17 protein-coding genes and 1 riboswitch are annotated in these 20,073 nt (G+C 62.8%); of the genes, 6 read left to right on the top strand and 11 right to left on the bottom strand.

Going from position 1 to position 20,073, the window contains the following annotated elements; genetic code table 11:
• The first annotated feature begins 53 nt into the window (after nucleotides 1-53).
• Both ACFOKJ_RS02865 and ACFOKJ_RS02860 read left to right on the top strand, forming a co-directional pair.
• Nucleotides 54-653 carry a methyltransferase domain-containing protein gene (locus tag ACFOKJ_RS02865; RefSeq protein WP_390276493.1) on the top strand — a complete coding sequence of 200 codons (600 nt, stop codon included), beginning with the start codon at nucleotides 54-56 and terminating at the stop codon, nucleotides 651-653.
• A gap of 119 nt (nucleotides 654-772) precedes the next feature.
• Nucleotides 773-2,575 (top strand): methyl-accepting chemotaxis protein, encoded by a 1,803-nt coding sequence (locus ACFOKJ_RS02860; RefSeq protein WP_390276492.1) that lies wholly within the window; start codon nucleotides 773-775, stop codon nucleotides 2,573-2,575.
• A 64-nt stretch (nucleotides 2,576-2,639) separates the two neighbouring features.
• On the opposite strand, the gene ACFOKJ_RS02855 is transcribed toward ACFOKJ_RS02860, so the two are convergent.
• The 5 genes from ACFOKJ_RS02855 to ACFOKJ_RS02835 form a co-directional block, all read right to left on the bottom strand.
• On the bottom strand, nucleotides 2,640-3,194 hold the full coding sequence (locus ACFOKJ_RS02855) for a TMEM165/GDT1 family protein (RefSeq protein WP_390276490.1): 555 nt from the start codon (nucleotides 3,192-3,194) through the stop codon (nucleotides 2,640-2,642).
• A riboswitch (yybP-ykoY riboswitch) is annotated at nucleotides 3,195-3,365 on the bottom strand.
• 313 nt (nucleotides 3,366-3,678) lie between these two features.
• Nucleotides 3,679-4,242 (bottom strand): elongation factor P, encoded by a 564-nt coding sequence (gene efp / locus ACFOKJ_RS02850; RefSeq protein ID WP_390276489.1) that lies wholly within the window; start codon nucleotides 4,240-4,242, stop codon nucleotides 3,679-3,681.
• Nucleotides 4,243-4,298: 56 nt separating this feature from the next.
• A complete protein-coding gene (gene earP, locus ACFOKJ_RS02845; protein WP_390276488.1) occupies nucleotides 4,299-5,450 on the bottom strand; it encodes an elongation factor P maturation arginine rhamnosyltransferase EarP in 1,152 nt (383 codons plus the stop codon).
• A gap of 118 nt (nucleotides 5,451-5,568) precedes the next feature.
• Nucleotides 5,569-6,909, bottom strand: a complete 1,341-nt coding sequence (locus ACFOKJ_RS02840; protein WP_390276486.1) for a glutamine synthetase family protein — start codon at nucleotides 6,907-6,909, stop codon at nucleotides 5,569-5,571.
• Between the two features lie 15 nt (nucleotides 6,910-6,924).
• Nucleotides 6,925-7,086: a hypothetical protein gene (locus ACFOKJ_RS02835; RefSeq protein WP_390276484.1), complete on the bottom strand. Its 162-nt coding sequence runs from the start codon at nucleotides 7,084-7,086 to the stop codon at nucleotides 6,925-6,927.
• Between the two features lie 191 nt (nucleotides 7,087-7,277).
• On the opposite strand from ACFOKJ_RS02835, the gene ACFOKJ_RS02830 reads away from it, so the two are divergent.
• Both ACFOKJ_RS02830 and ACFOKJ_RS02825 read left to right on the top strand, forming a co-directional pair.
• Nucleotides 7,278-10,571 carry a DUF748 domain-containing protein gene (locus ACFOKJ_RS02830; protein ID WP_390276482.1) on the top strand — a complete coding sequence of 1,098 codons (3,294 nt, stop codon included), beginning with the start codon at nucleotides 7,278-7,280 and terminating at the stop codon, nucleotides 10,569-10,571.
• A 403-nt stretch (nucleotides 10,572-10,974) separates the two neighbouring features.
• Nucleotides 10,975-13,866, top strand: a complete 2,892-nt coding sequence (locus ACFOKJ_RS02825) for an adenosylcobalamin-dependent ribonucleoside-diphosphate reductase (protein WP_390276481.1) — start codon at nucleotides 10,975-10,977, stop codon at nucleotides 13,864-13,866.
• 229 nt (nucleotides 13,867-14,095) lie between these two features.
• Here the strand turns inward: ACFOKJ_RS02825 and ACFOKJ_RS02820 are convergent, their stop codons facing one another.
• The 3 genes from ACFOKJ_RS02820 to ACFOKJ_RS02810 all read right to left on the bottom strand — a co-directional run bounded on the left by ACFOKJ_RS02820 (nucleotide 14,096) and on the right by ACFOKJ_RS02810 (nucleotide 15,919).
• Complete coding sequence (locus tag ACFOKJ_RS02820; protein WP_390276480.1) at nucleotides 14,096-14,659, bottom strand: suppressor of fused domain protein; 564 nt, start codon at nucleotides 14,657-14,659, stop codon at nucleotides 14,096-14,098.
• Between the two features lie 279 nt (nucleotides 14,660-14,938).
• Nucleotides 14,939-15,325 (bottom strand): hypothetical protein, encoded by a 387-nt coding sequence (locus tag ACFOKJ_RS02815; protein ID WP_390276479.1) that lies wholly within the window; start codon nucleotides 15,323-15,325, stop codon nucleotides 14,939-14,941.
• 384 nt (nucleotides 15,326-15,709) lie between these two features.
• On the bottom strand, nucleotides 15,710-15,919 hold the full coding sequence (locus ACFOKJ_RS02810) for a vir-repressed protein (RefSeq protein ID WP_390276478.1): 210 nt from the start codon (nucleotides 15,917-15,919) through the stop codon (nucleotides 15,710-15,712).
• A 214-nt stretch (nucleotides 15,920-16,133) separates the two neighbouring features.
• On the opposite strand from ACFOKJ_RS02810, the gene ACFOKJ_RS02805 reads away from it, so the two are divergent.
• Both ACFOKJ_RS02805 and ACFOKJ_RS02800 read left to right on the top strand, forming a co-directional pair.
• On the top strand, nucleotides 16,134-16,631 hold the full coding sequence (locus ACFOKJ_RS02805; RefSeq protein WP_390276477.1) for a hypothetical protein: 498 nt from the start codon (nucleotides 16,134-16,136) through the stop codon (nucleotides 16,629-16,631).
• Nucleotides 16,631-17,980, top strand: coding sequence for a GAF domain-containing protein (locus tag ACFOKJ_RS02800; RefSeq protein ID WP_390276476.1), 1,350 nt, complete (start codon nucleotides 16,631-16,633; stop codon nucleotides 17,978-17,980). The genes ACFOKJ_RS02805 and ACFOKJ_RS02800 overlap by 1 nt, the downstream gene beginning before the upstream one ends.
• Before the next feature lie 42 nt (nucleotides 17,981-18,022).
• Here the strand turns inward: ACFOKJ_RS02800 and ACFOKJ_RS02795 are convergent, their stop codons facing one another.
• From ACFOKJ_RS02795 to ACFOKJ_RS02785, 3 genes are all read right to left on the bottom strand, one after another.
• Nucleotides 18,023-18,445 carry a cytochrome-c oxidase gene (locus ACFOKJ_RS02795; protein WP_390276475.1) on the bottom strand — a complete coding sequence of 141 codons (423 nt, stop codon included), beginning with the start codon at nucleotides 18,443-18,445 and terminating at the stop codon, nucleotides 18,023-18,025.
• Nucleotides 18,446-18,456: 11 nt separating this feature from the next.
• Nucleotides 18,457-19,158 (bottom strand): hypothetical protein, encoded by a 702-nt coding sequence (locus tag ACFOKJ_RS02790; protein WP_390276474.1) that lies wholly within the window; start codon nucleotides 19,156-19,158, stop codon nucleotides 18,457-18,459.
• Between the two features lie 118 nt (nucleotides 19,159-19,276).
• Nucleotides 19,277-19,978, bottom strand: coding sequence for a substrate-binding periplasmic protein (locus ACFOKJ_RS02785; protein ID WP_390276473.1), 702 nt, complete (start codon nucleotides 19,976-19,978; stop codon nucleotides 19,277-19,279).
• Nucleotides 19,979-20,073 lie beyond the last annotated feature (95 nt).

The following is a 20,073-nucleotide window of genomic DNA, read 5'->3' as shown; positions in this document are numbered from 1 at the left end:
TTACCGCGCTGCTATGTTCAGGCCATCGGTACTGACAATGAGTCGCAGGCAACATGACAGTCAACAGCGGATCAGCCGCCTTCTGGGATCAACGTTACCAACAGCACAGCATGCCCTGGGACAGCGCCGGGCTGCCGGCCGGCTTTGCCGAAGAAGCGGCGCGCTTGCTGCAGGCTGGCGCTCGCCGCGTGCTGCTGCCGGGCTGCGGTTCGGCCTACGAGTTGGCCGCACTGGTGCAGCACGGCTGCCAGGTGCTGGCGGTGGATTTCAGCGCGCCGGCCGTGGCGCGCGCCCGCGAGCTGCAGCCGCAGCTGGCCGGGCATATCGAACAGGCCGATTTCTTTTCTGCCGCTACCGACGGCCCCTGGCACTGGGTATACGAGCGCGCCTTCCTGTGCGCCTTGCCGCCGGCCATGCGCGCGCAGTACGCCAGCCGCATGGCGGCGATCCTGCCGGCAGGTGGGGTACTGGCAGGCTATTTTTATCTGGGGGACAAGCGCGGTGGGCCACCCTACACCATAGAGCAGGCAACATTGCAGGCACTGCTGGCGCCGTATTTCGTGCTGGAACGCCAGTGCAAGCCGGCCAGCAGCCTGCCGGTATTCGGCGATGGCGAGCAGTGGATGGTGTGGCGCAGAACGCAGGAAGCTTGACCACTATCAACCAAGGTTGAATAGTCAGGGTCGGAATTTATAGATAACATCGACGATACGATGATAGTTAACAACTGCAAGCTATAAGGCAGAAAAACCACCTACAGGAGAAGACGTGCATGGACTGGTTCTGGAAGAGTTACGACCTGATAGAGAAGACATTCTGGAATTCTCTGACCAAGAAACTGTGCGCCTTTTTCTTTATCAGCCTGTTCCAGCTGGTGCTGATCGCCTACATCTACCTGGCGCTGGATGACATCCGCGCCTTGGTGGGCAGCCAGAATCTCACCGCCAGCAGCATGGCGCAGATCCACTCGCTGCTGGATCAGACCATTCTGTGGTCGTTCATCATCTGGGGCGTGTCGCTGCTGTTCACCGCCTTCATGGTGTGGTACCTGCGCTACCTGATCGTGCGGCCACTGAACATGATCATCAGCATCTTCCGCGAAATCGGCGCCGGCGAAGGCGACCTGTCGCGCGAGATTCCCACTATCACCCATGACGAAATTCGCGATCTGTCGCTGTCGTATAACGAATTCCTGCAGAAGATGCGCGAGATCATCAGCAATGTGCGCACCATGACCATGCGCATTGCCATGGATTCCGCGCGCACTCGCAAGACCATCCACGAATCGGTGGAAAGCGCCACCCAGCAGGCCCAGCTTGCCAGCCAGGTCAGCGACGCCAGCGATCGCTCCAGTCAGGGGGTGATCCAGGTTTCCACCGACACCCAGCAAATCTCGCAGACCACGCTGGGCAACCTGGAAATCGCCCGTGCGTCCTATGCCGAGCTGCAGGATGCGGCCGGCAAGATCGGCCGTGTCAGCGAGCGGGTAGGGCAGTTCAATGTCACGGTGGACGAGCTGTCCAGCCGCTCTGCCAGCATCAAGACCATTGTCGACCTGATCAAGGAAGTGTCCGAGCAGACCAATCTGCTGGCGCTGAACGCCGCCATCGAGGCGGCGCGCGCCGGCGAGGCCGGCCGCGGCTTTGCGGTGGTGGCCGACGAAGTGCGCAAGCTGGCCGAACGGGTGAAGGTGGCCACCGACGAAATCTCCGGCAATATCGACGGCATGCTGGGGCTGGTGAAGGATACCAAGGACGAGACCAGCATCATCACCGCCGATACCAGCCAGGCGCGCGAGGTGGTGGACCGCTCCTCGCACCACTTCGGCCGCATGATGGGCGATTTCGAAGCCACCGCGCAGAGCATGACGCAGATCGCCGGCACCATGAACGACTTTGCCAGTACCAATCAGCAGATCACCGTCAACGTGTCCGAGATTCATACCCTGAGCCAGAACGTGGCGCAGAGTCTGAAGCATTCCGAGGAGGTGTCGGTGGAGCTGTCGCGGGCGGCGGAGGAAGTGCAGGAGCTGGTGGCGCGCTTCATCCTGGGCGAAGGGGTGCTGGACGAGACCATTGCCACCGCCAAGCAGGCGCGCGAGCAACTGGTGGGTATTCTGCTGGCCGCCAGCAAGGATGGCTGCGATGTGTTCGATCAGCGCTACCAGCCGATTGCCGGCAGCAAGCCGCAGAAATATCACACCCAGTACGACATGAAACTGGAGCAGGCCCTGCAGCAGGTATACGACCGGGTGGTACAGCAGGTGCGTGGCGGCCGTTTCTGCCTGATGGTGGACAACAACGGCTATGCGCCGACGCATAACAGCTTCTATTCCAAGCCGCCTAGCGGCGACCTGGCCACCGATCTGGTGAACAGCCGTGACAAGCGCCTGTTCAACGATCCTACCGGCATCAAGTCGGCACGCAGCCAGCAGCCGTTCATGCTGCAGACCTATACCCGCGATACCGGCGAGGTGCTGTCCGAGATTGCGCTGCCGATCTACCTGAACAGCCGCCACTGGGGCGCGATCCGCGTCGGCTTCGACCCGATGGTGATGATGGCGGAAGGCAAGTAGCTTCGCCACCCCAGACGACAAAGGCCCCGTATGGGGCCTTTGTCATGTCATGCGCCGGGTGGTGTCACGCCAGCAGTGTCAGCACGCCAACCACCACGAACAGGCCGGCCGCCACGCGGTGTACTAGCTCGGTAGGCAGCTTGCGGGCGGCCACTTCGCCCAGCAGCACGGCCGGTACGTTGGCGATCATCATGCCCAGCGTGGTGCCCAGCACCACGGCAACGGTATCGTGATAGCGCGCGGACAGCGCCACGGTGGCGATCTGGGTCTTGTCGCCCATCTCGGCCAGGAAGAAGGCCACACAGGTAGCGCCGAACACGCCCAGCTTGTCCAGCAGGCGGGTATCGTCATCCAGCTTGTCCGGAATCAGCATCCACAGCGCCATGCCGATGAAGGACGCGGCCAGCAGCCACTTGAGTACCTGCATATTGATGAAACCGCTGGCAAATTGCCCCAGCCATGCGGCGCCGAAGTGGTTCAGCACGGTGGCAACGAAGATACCAAGAATGATGGGTACCGGTTTCTTGAAGCGGGTAGCCAGCAGCAGGGCCAGTAGTTGGGTTTTGTCGCCGATTTCGGCCAGGGAAACGATGCCGGTGGAAAGCAGAAAGGCTTGCATGAGAACTCCGAGGGGGGCCGCAGACGACACATGACCCGCCGTGATGCGGCCCCCGCCGCTCACAACGAATCATGAGTCTTGCCAGACAGTATTGTCGTCTGCGCCATGGCGGAACCGCCAAGTGTGTTGACGCAGACCCCCGCTTTCTCGCGGGTCGGCTACTCCCTCAGGATGGGGCGCATGGTATCGATAATCGGCGTGGCTGGCAAGGTTGGCCGCACGCCAGCCCCGCACAGCAGTGCCAGAGGGGCGCGGGTTTTGGGCGGTGGCTGCGGTGGAAAAAAAGGGATTTCACGACATCGTGGGTGCGTTACATGCGTAGGGTGGGCAAAGGCCTTGGGCCGTGCCCACCGGCAAGGTAGTGGTGGTGGGCACGCTACGCTTTGCCCACCCTACAAAAAAAGAATCTTCACGACATGGTGGGGTGCAAAAAAAAACCGGCAGCACAGGGCTGCCGGTTTTGCTGAAGCGCTGGATGCGAAGATCAGGCGCGCTTCTTGAATTCGTTGGTGCGGGTGTCGATTTCGATCAGGTTGCCGATTTCAACGAAGGCCGGTACCGGGATTTCCAGGGTGGTGCCCTTGATGCGTGCCGGCTTCAGTACCTTGCCGGAGGTGTCGCCACGTACGGCCGGCTCGGTGTATTCCACTTCGCGTACCACGGTGGTCGGCAGCTCAACGGAAATGGCCTTGCCGTTGTAGAAGGTCACTTCGCACTTGTCTTCCATGCCGTCGATGATGAACGGCACGACTTCTTCCATGTTCTCGGCTTCAACTTCGTACTGGTTGAACTCGTTGTCCATGAACACGTACATCGGGTCGGCGAAGTAGGAGTAGGTGCACTCGCGCTTTTCCAGTACCACAACGTCGAACTTGTCGTCGGCCTTGTATACGGCTTCGGAAGCCGAACCGGTCAGCAGGTTCTTCATCTTCATTTTTACAACAGAGGAGTTGCGGCCGGATTTGGAGAATTCGGCTTTCTGCACCACCATCGGGTCGCTGCCAACCATGAATACGTTACCAGCGCGGAGTTCCTGAGCGGTTTTCATGCGTTTAAAGTCCTAAAGTCTTGAATCAGAATGGAAACGGGTTTCCAGAAAACCCGCTATTGTAGCTGCTTTTTGGCAAATTGCACCAGATTCGTCGCCAGCTCACCGTGGGCCAGCAGCGCCTGCGGCCAGGCCCTGGCATGCGCTTGCCATGCCGGCAGGGCCGCCAGCAGGCGCGGCCAGGCATCCGGTGCCAGTGCGTCGCGGTTCCAGCCGTGGTGAAAGTCGCGAATGGCGGCGGCGGTATCGGCTGGCAGTTCCTCCAGATAACGCTGCAGGAAGGCATCCAGTTTTTCCAGGTGCGCGTCCTCATCCTGGCGGTAGATGTGCCAGATGAACGGCCGGCCGGCCCACTGCGCACGCACGAAGCTGTCCTCGCCGCGCACGATATTCAGGTCGCAACTCCACAGCAGGCGGTCGTAGCCGTCCTGATCGGTCATTGGCAACACGCAGACTTGCAGCGCGCCGTGGCGGAAACTGTCGCCGGGCTGTGCCGGCTGTGTGATGCCGATGCCGGCCAGCACGTCCGGCAGCACGCGGCCCTGCGGGACCAGCAGTTGCACCGGCTGCGCGCCGGCGGCCAACGTTGCCGCCCACTGCGCCGCCGCCGGGGTGTCATAGGCGAACAGGCTGATGCGCATGCCGCCAGCCGGGCAGGGCGGCACGCCGCGCGCCTGCCAGTAGGCGTCCAGTGCGGTGCGATCCGCCTGCCAGGCATCGCGCGCTGCCAGCAGGCCGCTTTCGCACAGCAGGCCGCCGCTATTTTCGTCAAAGCCGGGAAAGAAGAAATATTTGCTCAGCGGCAGCCGCGGGTGCGGCGAGGCCATGCGGTGGCAACCGGCCACCCAGTCTTCCGCCGACAGATATTCCAGGTTCAGCCATACCGGTTTTTTCTCTCTCGCCGCCATCACCTGCTGGTAGGCCTCGGGCAGCTCGCAGGCAAACGCCTCGATCACCACGTCGGCCACGGCGAAATCCGCCGTGAACGGTTTGCCCCAGTAGCGCACGCGGATGTTGCCCAGCGGCTGGTCGGGTTGTGCCACATCCAATGCCGGGGCAATGCGGGCGAAGCTGGCCAGGTCGTCCACCCATAGTGTCACGGCGGCGTCGTGTTCGGCTGCCAGCTGGCGCGCCAGGCGCCAGGTCACGCCGATGTCGCCGAAGTTGTCGATGACGGTGCAGAAAATGTCCCAGCGCAGCTGCGGCATGTCGGTCTCCTTGAATGGCTGCGCAGCATAGCGCAGCCAGGGCCACGCCAAAAGGTGGCGCACAAAAACATGCGGCCAACCCGCGTGACGGGTTGGCCGCATGATGCCGCGACAGACCTTACACGTGCAGCAGCAGGAAGCGGCGCTCCCACGGGCTGATCACGTCGAAGTACTCGCGGTACTCGGCTTCCTTGATGGCGCCATAGGTCTGGATGAAGTGCTCGCCGAAGATCTCCGCCAGTGGTTGGCACTTGAGCAGGGTATCGATGGCGTCATCCAGGTGGCGCGGCAGCTGGTGCGGCTGCTCGTAGGCGCTGCCGGAGAGCGGTTCGGACGGTGCAATGCGCTGCTGCATGCCCAGGTAGCCGCAGGCCAGGCTGGCGGCCATTGCCAGGTAGGGGTTCACGTCCACCCCGGCCAGGCGGTTTTCCACCCGGCGTGCCTCGGGGCCGGAATGCGGTACGCGCAGGCCGCAGGTGCGGTTGTCGTAGCCCCAGCTGAGGTTGATCGGCGCCGAGGTGAAGCGGCTGAGGCGGCGGTAGCTGTTCACATATGGCGCAAAGAACGGCATGGCCGCCGGCAGGTAGGTCTGCAGGCCGCCAATGAAGTGCAGGAAGGCATCGGACGGGCTGCCGTCGGCCTGGCTGAAGATATTGCGGCCGTCGGCATCCACCACGCTCTGGTGGATGTGCATGGCGCTGCCCGGCTGGCCCTGCATCGGCTTGGCCATGAAGGTGGCGTACATATTGTTGCGGATCGCCACCTCGCGCACAGTGCGCTTGAACAGGAACACCTGGTCGGCCAGCGCCAGCGGGTCGCCGTGGTCCAGGTTGATCTCCATCTGCGCGGTGCCCATCTCGTGGATCAGCGTATCCAGCGCCAGGCCCTGCGCCTCGCACCAGTCGTACATCACGTCGAATACGTCGTCGTATTCGTTGACTGCGTCGATACTGAAACTCTGCATCCCGGCCTCGGTGCGGCGGGTGCGGCCAACCGGCGGGCGCAGCGGGATGTCTTCGTCGGGTTGTACCTCTACCAGGTAGAACTCCATTTCCGGGGCCACGATGGCGGACAGGCCTTGCTGCTCGTACAGCTTGAGGATGCGCTTGAGCACATTGCGTGGCGCCAGGTCGGCATCGCTGCCATCGAAATTGACGCAGTCGTGAATGATCTGGGCGGTGGGTTCTTTTGCCCATGGTACCGGGCGGATGGTGCTGGCATCCGGGATCAGGCGCATGTCCGGGTCGGATACCGCGGTAAAGTCCTGCTCCGGGTAATCGCCGGTCACGGTCATGCTGAGCACGGCTTCCGGCAGGCGCAGGCCTTCGGCGGGGTTGTACTTGTGGCGCGGAACGATCTTGCCGCGGGCCAGTCCGGTCATGTCCGGAATCAGGCATTCCACTTCGGTGATGTGATGGTCGTCCAGCCATTGCTGGATTGCTTGGGCATTGTGGTTCATGTAGCGGTCTCGGAATCAGGTATGGGCGCCGGAGCTGGTGCAGCGGCGTTCGTGGTTCAGCAGCGTCTTGCGGCGCTGCGCCAGGGTGAGAAAAGCCAGCGTGGCGCACAGGCGCTGGTCGCTGGGGTGGCGGGGCAGGGGCTGGCGCTGGAAGCCGAGCCCGGACAGATCAATCAAAATGCGTGTCCTTTATGGATATAAAATGAAGGGTGAAATTTTCGCGCCAGCTGCTGGTGTTTAAAATCATCATCGGCGCGAACGTCATGCTAAAAGTAGCCGCCGCCCGGCGGCAACTTCTGCTTGCTTTCCATGGCGGGGGTTGTGGAGGAAAACCCACACCACGCCGACATTTTCGGAACTGTTTAATCATGAATGATACCGAGGCGCCCCAAGCTCCCGTAACACGCAGCCCCTGGCCGCGTCGCCTGGCCTGGGCGGCAACCGCCGTGGCGCTGCTGATGGGCGGCCTGTGGGCCGGTGTGCCCAAGGCGGTGGATTACGCTGCCGGCAACTGGGCGCAGAAGCTTGGCCGCAAGCTCACGCTGGGCAAGGTGGAGTTCGCGCCGTGGGCGCTGCGCCTTACCGTGCACGATGTGGCGCTGCGCGACCGGGACGGCAGCAGCATGTTCAGCGCCGCGCGGCTGAATGTGGATGCCGAGGCGCTGCCGCTCTTGATCGGCCGCATCCAGTTTGCCGATATCTCGCTGGATGTGCCGCGGCTGTGGGCGGTGCGTAACCGCCAGGGGCTGTGGAACTGGGCGCGGCTGGTGCAGGACATCAACGCGCAGTCGCAGTCCGAACCGCAGCCGGAGCCGCCGGCAGACCCGGCCAAGCTGCTGATCCGCCAACTGGCGCTCAACAAGGGCCAGGTGCACATGGTCGACGCGCTGGCTGGCGATGTGCAACGCCAGCTGCTGCCGATGGATTTCCGCCTGCAGAACCTGTCCACGCTGCCGGACAACTATGGTCGCTACCAGCTGGCGGCGGAGTTGGACGACGGCACCCGCCTCGCCTGGCAGGGCAGTCTGTTGCTGCAGCCGCTGCAGTCCGATGGCGTGCTGCAGGTGGATGGTCTGACACTGCGGGGTCTGTGGCCGTATGTGCGCCCCTACCTGAAACTGGAGGCCCCGCAGGGCAAGCTGGCGCTGAAACTGCCGTACCACTTTGACCTGGCCGGCGTATCGGCCAGTGTCTGGTCACGCGGTTTCAGCGCGCGGCTGGATGGCCTGGCGCTGGCGGCGCCGCGTACTGGCAGCCCGTTCAAGCTCGCCAGCCTGAGCGTGAGCCATGGCGATTTCTCGCTGATCGGCAAGCAGCTGAAACTGGGCAAGGTCACGCTGGCTGGCGGCGAGTTTGCCACCGTGCTGGATGCCAGCCAGCAGCCGGACTGGTTGGCCGCGCTGTCGCCATCAGCGGCGCAGCCTGCGCCCGCTGTTGCGGCCAAACCGGTCGCCAAGGCCGAGCCAGGCTGGCAGATCAGCGTGCCGCAGCTGCGCCTGGAAAACTGGCAACTCAAGGCGATACACCAGGGCTTTGCTGCGCCGCTGCAAGCCAGCTTGAAACTGGACAGCCTGCAGGCTGGCATCAATATGGACGCCAAGGGCGCGCTGAAAGTGAATGGCGCCACGCTGGCACTGTCGCAGCTGGCGCTGGCCAGTGGCGAACAGCCGGCGTTTGCCCGCCTGGCCGGCCTGCAGCTGGCCAGCAGCGAGCTGGATCTGGCGGCACGTCGTATCACGCCGGGCGACATCAGCCTGCAGGGGCTGCAGCTCGCCGCCAACCGCGACAAGGCGGGCCGGCTGGACGTGGTCGAGGCACTGCGCCAGAGCGGGAACGCTACAGCCAGCCCGGCGGCAAATACTGCCCAGCCGGCCGGTAACCCTGGCTGGCAACTGCGCTATCCGGCCATCACCCTGGCTGGCGGCGATGTGCGCTGGCAGGATGCCACCACCGCCACGCCGGTGGCGCTGCAGCTGAGCGAGCTGGCCGCCAAGGCCAGTGGCGATGTGCAGCAGGGGTGGGCGCTGCAGCTGGGCGGCAATATCGGCCAGGGCAAGCTGCAGCTGGACGCTACGCTTGCGGCCAACTTGCAGGACATCCAGGGCCAGCTGCAGGCCAGCAGCCTGCCGCTGCAGGGCGTGGCGCCGTATGCGCTGGACAGCACCGTGCTGCGTTTCGGCTCCGGGCTGGTGTCCGGCGATATCGGTTTTCGCCTGGCCGCTGGCCGCTGGCAGGCGGACGGCAAGGCACAGCTGGACAAGCTGGCGCTGTTCGAGCCGGGTCGGCGCGAGCCGCTGCTGGGCTGGCAGCAGCTGGCCATCAGCGGCATCAAGGCGCAGCCGGAGCGGGTGGCGATTGCCGACGTGCGGCTGGTGGCGCCGCAGCTGCGCTTTATCCTGGACGAAAAACGGGTGCCCAATTTTGCCCATCTGATGAAGCCTGCGCCGGCTGCTGCCAAACCGGTGGCCGCCAAACCGGCTGCCGCCAGCGCGGTGCCGGTGGTGGATGTGCGGGCCATCCGCGTGCGCAATGCGCGCATGGATTTCGCCGATCTGGGCCTGCAGCCCAGTTTCGGCACCCGCATCCATTCGCTGTCCGGTACCGTGCTGGGGCTGTCCAGCAAGCCGGGCCGGCGTGGCACGGTAACGCTGGATGGCCGTGTCGACCAGTTCGGCGACGTGCGCATCCGTGGCGCGCTGTCGCCGTTCGAGGTAACGCGCGACCTGGACATGACGCTGAACTTCCGCAACATCCCGCTGGGCAGCCTCAACCCCTACTCGATGACCTTTGCCGGCTGGCAGATCACCGATGGCCGGCTCACCACCGAGCTGCGCTACCTGCTGAAGGATCGCCAGCTCAACGGCGACAACCGGGTGGTGATCGACCACATCCAGCTGGGCAACGAGGTGGCGGATTATGACGGCACCCGCCTGCCGCTACGCCTTGCCGTGGCGCTGCTGGAAGACAGCGATGGCCGTATTGACCTGTCGCTGCCGGTGGCCGGCAGCCTGGATCAGCCGGACTTCTCCTACGGCCACCTGGTGTGGCAGGCGATCCGCAACATTCTGGTGAAAGTGGTGACCGCGCCGTTCCGCGCGCTGTTCGGTGGCGAAGGTTTCGACGAGATCTATGCCGATGCCGGTGACGACCGCATACCGCCGCCGGAGCGCGAGAAGCTGGGCAAGCTGGCCGATTTGATGCTGAAGCGGCCCAAGCTGGCGCTGGCCATCGGCGGCGGTTACGACGCCGAGCAGGACAGCCGTGAGCTGGCGCGCTATCGCGTGGACAGCGACATCCTCAAGCGCGCCGCCTACCAGCTGCAGGCCGACGAGCCGCTGCCACTGCCGGACATGGGCGACCCGGCGATCCGCAAGGCGGTGGGCGATGTCTACGCCGCGCAGATCGGCCGCTTTGCCTGGCTCAAGCGCGTGGCCAGCGAGAAGGACACCGCCGAGCGCGCACAGGCCATGCGTCAGGAGCTGTTGGCCGCACAGAAAGTGGATCAGGCGGCACTGGCGGCACTGGCCAAGGCGCGCGGCGAAGCGGCCCGCAAGCTGCTGCTGCAAGCCCGGCCGGAGCTGGAGTCGCGCATCAGCGTGCTGGAGCCGGACAAGGTGAAGGCCGACAAGGACGGGGTACCGCTGCTGCTGAAACTGAAGTAATGCCATACCCGTAGCCCGGATAAGCCGAAGGCGCATCCGGGGGCGATGAATGCGTGGTATCTCCGGATAAGCCACCAACGCATCCGGTAGCGATGCGGCTGTGGCATCCCCGGATGCGCTGCGCTTATCCGGGCTACGGTGGTGGTGTTGCAAGGCCGCTGCAGCGGGTTGGCCGCAAGCTGTCCAGTTGTTCACGTGGCTGTCAGACGCCGCCCGTAGCCCGGATAAGCCGAAGGCGCATCCGGGAAGTGGCGAGACGGCGGCATCCCCGGATGCGCTAGCGCTGTTGCAAGGCTGCCGCACCGGACTGTCCGGCGGTACAGCTTTGATGGCTATCAATGTTATTGCCCGCTATATCTAGTTATATTTCTATTTTTCTGACACCACATATAGCGGAGGTGGCATGAACCGGGACAATAGCGCCGTGTTTGCGGAACAGGATATTTCACGCGAAGTATTGCTGGAAAAATACGCCAAAAACGGCGAACAGTCGGTAAGCGAAGTGCGCCAGCGCGTGGCGCAAGCACTGGCGGCGCTGGAACAAGACCCGCAACGTTTCGCCCCGCTGTTCTACGAGGCGCTGGACGGTGGCTTCATTCCCGGTGGTCGCATCAACTCCGCTGCCGGTACCGACCTCAAGGCCACGCTGATCAACTGCTTCGTGCAGCCGGTGGGCGATGCGGTGTCCGAGTCCGAGAACGGCAAGGTCGGTATTTACGAAGCATTGCTGCAGTCGGCCGAGACCATGCGCCGCGGTGGCGGCGTGGGCTACAACTTCAGCCGCATCCGCCCCAAGGGCGCGCGGGTGAAGGGCACCAACAGCCGCGCTTCCGGCCCGGTATCGTATATGCGTGTGTTCGATCGCAGTTGCGAGACAGTGGAATCCGCCGGCGCGCGCCGCGGTGCGCAGATGGGCGTACTCGACGTTAGCCACCCGGACATCGAAGCCTTCATCCACGCCAAGGACCAGGGCGACCTGGCCAACTTCAATATCTCGGTAGGCGTGTCCGACGCCTTCATGCAGGCGGTGGATGCCGACGGCGACTGGGAGCTTACCCACGCCGTGGCGCCGGCGTCCGACGCCTTCCCCGGCAGCTACCAGCGCGCCGACGGGCTGTGGGTGTACCGCAAGGTGCGCGCCCGCGAGCTATGGCAGCAGATCATGCACTCCACCTATGACCACGCCGAGCCAGGCGTGCTGTTCATGAGCAAGATCAACGCCGACAACAACCTGTCCTACTGCGAGGTGATCGAGTCCACCAACCCATGCGGCGAACAGCCGCTGCCGGACTATGGCTGCTGCGACCTGGGCTCGATCAATCTGTGCAAATTCGTGCGCCAGCCGTTCGGTGAGGCGCCGAGCTTCGACTACAAGGCGTTCGAGAAGGTGGTGCGCACCTCGATTCGCATGCTGGATAACGTGCTGGACCTCACGGTGTGGCCGCTGCAGGAACAGCTGCGCGAGGCGCAGAACAAGCGCCGCGTCGGCCTGGGCTTCACCGGCCTGGGCGATGCGCTGATCATGCTCAAGGTGCGCTACGACAGCGAAGAAGGCCGCAGGTTGGCCGCAAGCATCTCCGAGCACATGCGCGACGCCGCCTACGACGCCTCGGTGGACCTGGCCATCGAGAAGGGCGCCTTCCCGCTGTTCGACGCCGAAAAATACCTGGCAGCGCCGCACTGCGCCAGCCGCCTGCCGGACAAGATCAAGGCACGCATCAAGAAGCACGGCATCCGCAACTCGCACCTGCTGTCCATTGCGCCTACCGGCACCATCTCGCTGGCGTTTGCCGACAACGCTTCCAACGGCATCGAGCCGCCGTTCAGCTGGTACTACACCCGCAAGAAGCGCATGGCAGACGGCACGCAGCAGGAATACCTGGTAGAAGACCACGCCTACCGCGTGTACCGCATGCAAGGCGGCGATACCAATGCGCTGCCGGAGTACTTCGTCAGCGCGCTGCAGATGAGCGCGCTGGACCACATGCGCATGGTGGCGGCGGTGGCGCCGTACGTGGATACCGCCATCTCCAAGACCGTGAACGTGCCGGGCGATTACCCGTTTGCCGATTTCGAAAGCCTGTACCTGGAAGCCTGGCGCGCCGGGCTGAAGGGCATCACCACCTATCGCCCCAACAGCGTGCTGGGTTCGGTGCTGTCGATTGAGCCGACGCCTGCGGCCAACCCTGCGTCTGGCAGCACTGGCAGCCAGCAGCTGCCGCAGGACCTGGGCAATCAGAACGACCCGGACCGCCGTATCACGCTGAACACCGCGCCCAGCCCGGCGCTGGCCAGCCTGAAGTGGCCGCATCGCCCCAAGCTCAAGCATGGCAACCCGTCGTGGACCTTCATGGTGGAAGGCGAGGAGGGCGACTTCGCGGTGATGGTCGGCCATATCGAAGGCCAGCAGCCGGGCGAAGCGCCGCTGCCGTTCGAATGCTGGGTCAACGGCGACGTGCCGCGCGGCCTGGGGGCGATTGCCAAGACGCTGTCGATGGACATGCGCTGCCGCGACCGCGCCTGGCTGGGCGCCAAGCTGGATGCGTTGGCTGCCACTCGTGGCGATCGCCATTACCGTGCCGAGCTGGGAGATGGCCCGGTGGGCAGCAGCGCCGCCGCCGCCGCGCTGGGCCGGGTGGTGAAATACCGCGTCGAGCAGTTGGGCGCGCTGAGCCAGGCCGACGGCGACGCCACCCCGGTGATGGATGCGCTGTTCGCGCGCAAGGAGCCGAAATCCGGCACCGACGGCACCATCAGCTGGTCGGTGGACGTGAACAACCCGCAGACCGGCGACGATTTCGTGCTGTTCGTGAAGGAGCTGGTGCTGCCCAACGGCCAGCGCCGACCGTACTCGCTGTGGCTGGCCGGCCACTACCCGCGCGAGCTGGACGGGTTGTGCAAGATGCTCAGCCTGGACATGCGGGTGATCGACCCGGCGTGGATCGGCATGAAGCTGCGCAAGCTGCTGAGCTATGCCGAGCCGCAGGCCGACTTCTTTGCCCGCACGCCGGGCAGCGACAAGTCGCAGAGCTGGCCGTCCACCGAGGCGTACCTGGCGCGGCTGGTGATCCACCGCTACGCCATGCTGGGCATTCTCAGCGAGGAAGGTGTGCCGGTGGAGGAAATGGGGGTGATGGTGCCGGAGCAGGGCGACCTGTTCGAAAGCGCGGTGGTGAGCGTGGCGCCGGCGCCGATGGCCGGCAAGGCCTGCCCGGAATGCGGCAACCGCGCGCTGATCAAGAAGGACGGCTGCGAATTCTGCACCGCCTGCGGCCACGTGGGCGCCTGCGGCTGAGCCAGCAGCACGTTATTCCCTGGCAGTAAGCAAACAGCCTCCAGATCGGGAGGCTGTTTGCCATTGTGCGATCGGCGTAAGCAGGCTACAGCATTGGGTGCAGTGGGCGGTGGTGGCAGGTTTTGGGCTGGCGGCTAGCGACCCCAAGGCGGTACTTGGTAGACAAAAAATCGAAAGTCATACAGGTAGCGCAGATTGAGGCTATTCGCTTCAAATGAAAGATTGATTTTTACACGACAGAAGCCCGTTTGAAGTTCCAATACTCTAGTGCCACACTTTCGAATTTTGACTCCATTTCCTCAAGGCCATGCTTTATTTTGAAATCACGCTCCTTTTCCGTTATAGGTAGGACCCAAAGGATGTGAATGTGATTTGTCCTTGTGTTGCAGATTTCAAATTCTGCCCCAAGCGGATACGGCAGCGAAATTAGCGAGCAGTTGCACATAGATCCATCGACCCATGACTCCCCAAGTGGGACCGTGTGACCAATGCCGAGAAGATTGTTCCGGTGGTAGTAGGCAGTCATTGTGAGTAATTCTATAAACCGTGGCGACTCATCCTGAACAAAAACAGAGAATTCAATTCCGTTCTCCTCCTCTCGGAGGGTGCATGCTCCGAGCGTGACATAGGTCCAGAGACTGGATTGTGGGCCTGGTGCGAATCGTAGAATCTTAAGCCACGGTGCAATCTTAATCAGAGGTCCATCTGAAAACTGAAACTCAGCCCAGTCGTGCCCGGAAAAAAACTGTAAAAGATGTTCTTTGACAAGATGAAGTTCAGATAGGGCTGCCATGTTTTGGAGATAAATTAATTAAATAAAAAGATAGCATATCAAGTGCTTCTATCAAACAACCGTCAAGATAGATAATCAGTTGTAGATTTTAGTGCTACTGCTTCACTGTCAGAAGGCTGCAACTGGCCGATTGCTGCCAACCAGTTCACGACAACAGCCGACTCAAAGCTGCTGGCCGTGACTTGCGAAAGCGGACCTTAAGCGATGAAGTTCAGCAACCAGCGGACAACGAATCTGGCTGCTTGTTGGCTGGAACAACCTGTTATGCGATGAAATCACCTAGGTAGTCACTCTACTTGTCTCTTCCAGGTGAAGCCTTTTAGCATTTCTATAAAGATACCCGGCAATTACAGCACCAAGGGCAAGCTGGAATGCGTATTTAAAATCAAATCCACCAACCAAGCTAACGAGAAACACAAGTGCAAGTACAGCCACGCCTGCCGACAAAACTATAGCGATTGGTCTAATTGATGTTGCTAGTAGTTTATTCAGTTTTGCCCCGACATACAAATAGCCTGCCGCCAATGAAAACTGAACAAGGCAGAATATTGCAATGATTGCATTAAAGTTAGAGCCCCTTGCCATGCCAATTCCTTGCAGAGCCGTAAGGGCGCCAACAAAAATAAAATATGCCCTCAGTGACTTAACGCTCTCACGCATACCCATAGTTATTCTCCTTTATGTTCAATAGAGCCGTAGTTACTAGCAATTTCCAGAAAGAGAAGTAACGAGCTCGCTTTTGCGGCTCCAATCACTTGCAAGGTTGCCCGAGTCCGAGCACGCGCAGCTGGCCATCGCCAGTCTGTAGGCCCTCGCATAATGAGGTTGACCAGTCAGTCTGCTCTCCGTCATGGAGATAATGTCTGCCGACTGTCCGACACCCGCCATGCAGCACATTAGCATGTCTGCCTGCATCGCGCGCTAACTCCCGCGAGTTTCAACATGTCCATGGCTTAGTTGCCGGGAAGGGGATGGATAAAGCACAAGGCCCTTGCGGGTTGCGCAAGGGCCTTGTCATGTGCAGGGCTCAGGGTGTGGGGCTGGTGCAGATCAGCAGCGGCCTTTCTTGGCCTGGCCCGGCGGGCAGAAGTAGCCGCCGTGGTAGTGATGGTAATCGTCATCATCATCGTAGTCATACACCGGAACCACCACACGAGCCGGTTCCAGCACGATGGGGGACCGCAGGTGCACGCGTGCCGGCTGCACCACACAGGCGGACAGGCCAACAGCGGCCAGCAGGGCAAGCAGCAGGGATTTCATGTTCTTCTCCATGGGCCCGGCGGGCGGGCAGGGGGGATTTGTCTGGTGCCTGGCGAGCGGCGGCGGCCACGGTCGTCATGTCGTGCCGGCCAGTGTGCTGCACAGCCGATGGCGCAGGCACTTCGAGCATACGTGATGCAAACCGTCACCCCTAGCGGAAAGCTGCTAACAATTATTAAAGTTGTATGGGCTTGATGACGAACAGGAAGCGGGCATGACACCGGATTGCATCATCAGCGACGCCACACAGGCGTTCATCGAGCGGGAAGTGGCTATCGACGTTGCCAGTTGTGGCAGCGAGCTGTTGCCCAGTACCGCACGCGCCTATGGCTGCAGCGTGGCAGCGGATCGCCGCCGCATTACGCTGTACCTCAAGCGCAGCGAGGCCGGGCAGCTGTTGCAGGACGTGCTGGTGCACGATCGTATTGCCGCCGTATTCTGCCTGCCGGCCACCGAATCGGCGCTGCAGATCAAGGGTCGGCAGGTGAGCCTGTCGCTGGCGGACGAGCATGGTGTGCAGGTGGTTGCCCGCCATGTGGCGCGTTTTGTTGCCGGGGTGATACCGCTGGGGCATGGGCGGCTGTTCGCCGAGGCCTATATGCATATCACCCCGGCGGATACCGTGGCGCTGAGCTTTGTGCCGGAGGTGGTGTTCGAACAGACACCAGGGCCGGGCGCCGGTCGGGCCTTGCCGGAGCGGGGGGCTGCCTGATGGTGGACATCACCCCGCTGCGCCACTGCATGGAAGGCGCCATTCCCAGCCCGATCGCCACCTGCGCGCCGGATGGCACACCGAATATCGCCTACCTGTCGCAGGTGCAGTATGTCGATGCCAGCCATATCGCGCTGACCTTCCAGTTCTTCAACAAGACGCGGCAGAACATCCTGCAGCATCCGCATGCGGTGGTGAAGGTGGTGGATCCGCACAGTGGCAGCAGCTACCGGCTGCATGCGCGTTATCTGCGTACCGAAACCAGTGGGCCGCTGTTCGAGAAGATGAAGGCCAAGCTGGCCGGCATCGCTTCGCATACCGGCATGGAGGGCGTGTTCCGCCTGCAGGGGGCGGACGTGTACGAGGTCGGCCGGGTAGAGGCGTTCGTGACTGCCGCCAAGCCGGTGCTGCCGCCCAACCCTGCGGCCAGCCTGCCTATCCTGCGTGAGGCCAGCAACCGGCTGAATGCCAGTTGCGATCTGGATGACCTGTTCGACACCTTGCTGGCCATCTTGCAGCAGCTGTACGGCATTGCCCACGCCATGGTGCTGAAGCTGGACGAGGCTCGGCAGTGCCTGTTCACCGTGGCCAGCAGCGGCTATGCCCAGGCCGGCATCGGCTCGGAGATTCCACTTGGCCACGGTGTCATCGGCGTGGCGGCGCGCGAGCGCACGCCGATCCGCATCTCGCACATGACCAGCGAATACATGTATGGCAAGGCAGTGCGCGAAAGCGCGGTGGCGCTGGGCATGCAGCTGCCGCTGGAAACCGCCATTCCCATGCCGGGGCTGGAGCAGTGCCGCAGCCAGATGGCGGTACCGATCCTGGCCGGCAGCGAGCTGTATGGCGTGCTGTACGTGGAAAGCCCGCAGGATCTGCGCTTCGGCTACGACGACGAGGATGCCTTGCAGACCCTGGCCAACCAGTTCGGCTGGATGGCGCGTGGCATGGCCTGCCAGGCGGCGGTGGAGCCGGCTGCGGCCAACCCTGTCTCCACGGCTCCGGTTACTGCGCTACCGGAAGGCAGCCCGGTGCAGGTGCGCTACTTCGCTGCCGATCACAGTGTGTTCTTGAACGATGACTACCTGATCAAGGGCGTGGCCGGCGCCATTTTCTGGAAGCTGGTGCGCTGTTACTGCGACGAGCAGCGGCAGCAGTTCAGCAACCGCGAATTGCGCCTGATGCCCGATCTGGGCTTGCCGGAAATCAGCGACAACCTGGAAGCCCGGCTGGTGCTGCTGCAGCGCCGGCTGGTGGAGCGCCAGGCCTGTGTGCAGATGCTGAAGACCGGGCGGGGCCGCTTCATGCTGCAGGTCAGCCAGCCACTGATTCCACAGCCCGAGTGTTGATGGCCGCAGGGTTGGCCGCAGCGTGCGACCAACCCGGCGGCGTCAGCGGCTGGCCACATGCTGGCCGCGCAGTGCCGGCTGTGCGGCAGCGGTATGGCTGTCATCCAGCCGCCACAACACATTCAGGCCAAAGCACAGGAAAGCCAGCGCCACCAGCAGCGAGCCGGCGCCCGTCAGCGGCTCACCCCATGACAGGCCGTGAAACAGGCCATACAGCCCCAGCAGCATCAGCGGCAGCCCGCTGTTATGCAGCCAGAAGTGCCAGCGCGCCAGCCAGTGTGTCGCCAGCTGCGGGTACAGCCGGTAGAGCATGCCCATCAGCGCCAGCGACACCCAGCCCACCAGGTTGGCATGCACATGGATGCCGCGGTTCAGAAACTGCCCGGTGGCACCCATGTAGACGCCCAGGCCAATGCCGAACAGTGCGTACAGCACGGCCAGGCGCAAGAATCGATTTGCCAGCATGTCCAGCCTCCTTACGCCGCCAGGGCCTGTTGCAGTTTGCGCGCCTGCTGCGCCGGCAATAGCTCGGCGGCGGCATGCAGATGCTGGGCGAAGATTTCCGCCGGCATGCCCTGGCGCATGCCATGGAACATGGCTACCCGTTCGCTGTGTGCGATGTGCGGCACGATCCAGCGAAACCAGTGCGCCATTTCGTCTGCGGGAATGCCGGCCACCAGCACATCGTGCAGCTCGACCAGTTCGGCATCGCTGTAGTGCGCCCACAGCACGGCCATATTGTCCTGTTCCTCGTGCAGCATGTGCTCGAAGTTATCGGCAACAAACAGGCTGAAGCGGGCATACAAGGCCTGGCCGCCGGCATCCAGCTCGCTTTCCGGCAAGTGGTTCACGCCATCCGCCATGCGCTGCAGCGCGATGATCTCGCCGACATGGTGGTGATGTTCGCTGTCGCGCTGGCTGCTGCTGCCTGGAGCACGGGCTTCCATCGCCCGGTGCAGGTGCAGATCCTCGTGTTGCAGGTGGCAGTGGCACAGCGACAGCACCTGTTGCAGCTGGGCAAGCGTGCGCCGGCGTTGCTCCGGCTCGTAAAGGTCGCAGTGGCCAAGTGCCAGCAGCATGTCGCACAGCATGGCGCGCAGGCCCTTGTGCACCGATTGGTAGAGGTTGAAGCGTTGGGTACTGGCCACGGCTGCCAGCTTGCCATCAAGACTTGCCATGTTTCTGACTCCGTAACGGCAACGCGGTATGCGCTGCCTGCTGTCGTCAATCTACGGCGCGGCCTTGCTGCTGTTTCGTAAAACTCCAGTTGTGAAATCTTAAAAAAACATAAGGCACTCAGGGGCTGGTGGCAGGCTGGGGCAGGGTGGGCAGAGCCTGGTTGATACGCTGCAGCAGCCGCAGGTTGGCCGCGCTACGCGGCAGCGCGATGTAGGTGGGGTTCACGGCAAACACGCCCAGCGCTTCCAGCTGGTCGCCCAGCATGGGTTCTATGCTTTCCCGGATGCCGATCAGGTAGTCGATACGACCCAGCTTGAGCTTTTCCACATTCTGCGCGTCGCGGCTGGCCTCATCCGCCCGCAGCCGGCCGTGGTCGCGCGCCTGGCTGAACGCATCGGAATAGAACCAGCCCGCCAGCACTCCCACGCGCTTGCCGTCGAAGTCGCCGATCTGGTTGTAGCGGGGGCGGTGATCCTGTTTGCGGCCATATACCGTCAACACCTCCAGGTGCAGCGGCTTGCTGTACAGGTAATGCTTCTGCCGTTCCGGGTTGCTGTACAGGCCGGCCACGCCATGGCTGCCGCGCTGCAGATAGGCCAGTGCGCGTTTCCACGGCATGGTTTCGATACTGATGGTAATGCCGCTGTGTTGTGCCAGCGCCAGCAACTGCTCGGCATAGATGCCGGCCGGGCGACCACTGCTGTCGGCATACATGAATGGCGGGTTGTTGGCATCGATGGCGATGCGTAGCAAGGCTGACTGCGCGTGGGCGAGCAGGCTGCTGCAGCAACAGAGTGCGGCCAAGATGCGGATTAACATCCCCTGGTTCCTGAAACGGTAGCCGTGCCAGCTACGGGTGTTGACGGCGTGCAGCCGCCCGGATGGGCACTGGCATGCCAAAGACATTGGTCATG

It is taken from the genome of Vogesella amnigena (genome assembly GCF_042648905.1).
In the GTDB taxonomy this organism is placed as follows: domain Bacteria; phylum Pseudomonadota; class Gammaproteobacteria; order Burkholderiales; family Chromobacteriaceae; genus Vogesella; species Vogesella amnigena.
The sequence above is the reverse complement of the archived record's forward strand: the minus strand, read 5'-3'. Positions and strand labels throughout refer to the sequence as shown.

Excerpts from the sequence above, each read along its gene's own strand:
- ACFOKJ_RS02865 (WP_390276493.1), top strand. The coding sequence starts at position 54 with ATGACAGTCAACAGCGGATCAGCCGCCTTCTGGGATCAACGTTACCAA.
- ACFOKJ_RS02860 (WP_390276492.1), top strand. The coding sequence starts at position 773 with ATGGACTGGTTCTGGAAGAGTTACGACCTGATAGAGAAGACATTCTGG.
- ACFOKJ_RS02855 (WP_390276490.1), bottom strand. The coding sequence starts at position 3,194 with ATGCAAGCCTTTCTGCTTTCCACCGGCATCGTTTCCCTGGCCGAAATC.
- efp (WP_390276489.1), bottom strand. The coding sequence starts at position 4,242 with ATGAAAACCGCTCAGGAACTCCGCGCTGGTAACGTATTCATGGTTGGC.
- earP (WP_390276488.1), bottom strand. The coding sequence starts at position 5,450 with ATGCCGCAGCTGCGCTGGGACATTTTCTGCACCGTCATCGACAACTTC.
- ACFOKJ_RS02840 (WP_390276486.1), bottom strand. The coding sequence starts at position 6,909 with ATGAACCACAATGCCCAAGCAATCCAGCAATGGCTGGACGACCATCAC.
- ACFOKJ_RS02830 (WP_390276482.1), top strand. The coding sequence starts at position 7,278 with ATGAATGATACCGAGGCGCCCCAAGCTCCCGTAACACGCAGCCCCTGG.
- ACFOKJ_RS02825 (WP_390276481.1), top strand. The coding sequence starts at position 10,975 with ATGAACCGGGACAATAGCGCCGTGTTTGCGGAACAGGATATTTCACGC.
- ACFOKJ_RS02820 (WP_390276480.1), bottom strand. The coding sequence starts at position 14,659 with ATGGCAGCCCTATCTGAACTTCATCTTGTCAAAGAACATCTTTTACAG.
- ACFOKJ_RS02815 (WP_390276479.1), bottom strand. The coding sequence starts at position 15,325 with ATGGGTATGCGTGAGAGCGTTAAGTCACTGAGGGCATATTTTATTTTT.
- ACFOKJ_RS02810 (WP_390276478.1), bottom strand. The coding sequence starts at position 15,919 with ATGAAATCCCTGCTGCTTGCCCTGCTGGCCGCTGTTGGCCTGTCCGCC.
- ACFOKJ_RS02805 (WP_390276477.1), top strand. The coding sequence starts at position 16,134 with ATGACACCGGATTGCATCATCAGCGACGCCACACAGGCGTTCATCGAG.
- ACFOKJ_RS02800 (WP_390276476.1), top strand. The coding sequence starts at position 16,631 with ATGGTGGACATCACCCCGCTGCGCCACTGCATGGAAGGCGCCATTCCC.
- ACFOKJ_RS02795 (WP_390276475.1), bottom strand. The coding sequence starts at position 18,445 with ATGCTGGCAAATCGATTCTTGCGCCTGGCCGTGCTGTACGCACTGTTC.
- ACFOKJ_RS02790 (WP_390276474.1), bottom strand. The coding sequence starts at position 19,158 with ATGGCAAGTCTTGATGGCAAGCTGGCAGCCGTGGCCAGTACCCAACGC.
- ACFOKJ_RS02785 (WP_390276473.1), bottom strand. The coding sequence starts at position 19,978 with ATGTTAATCCGCATCTTGGCCGCACTCTGTTGCTGCAGCAGCCTGCTC.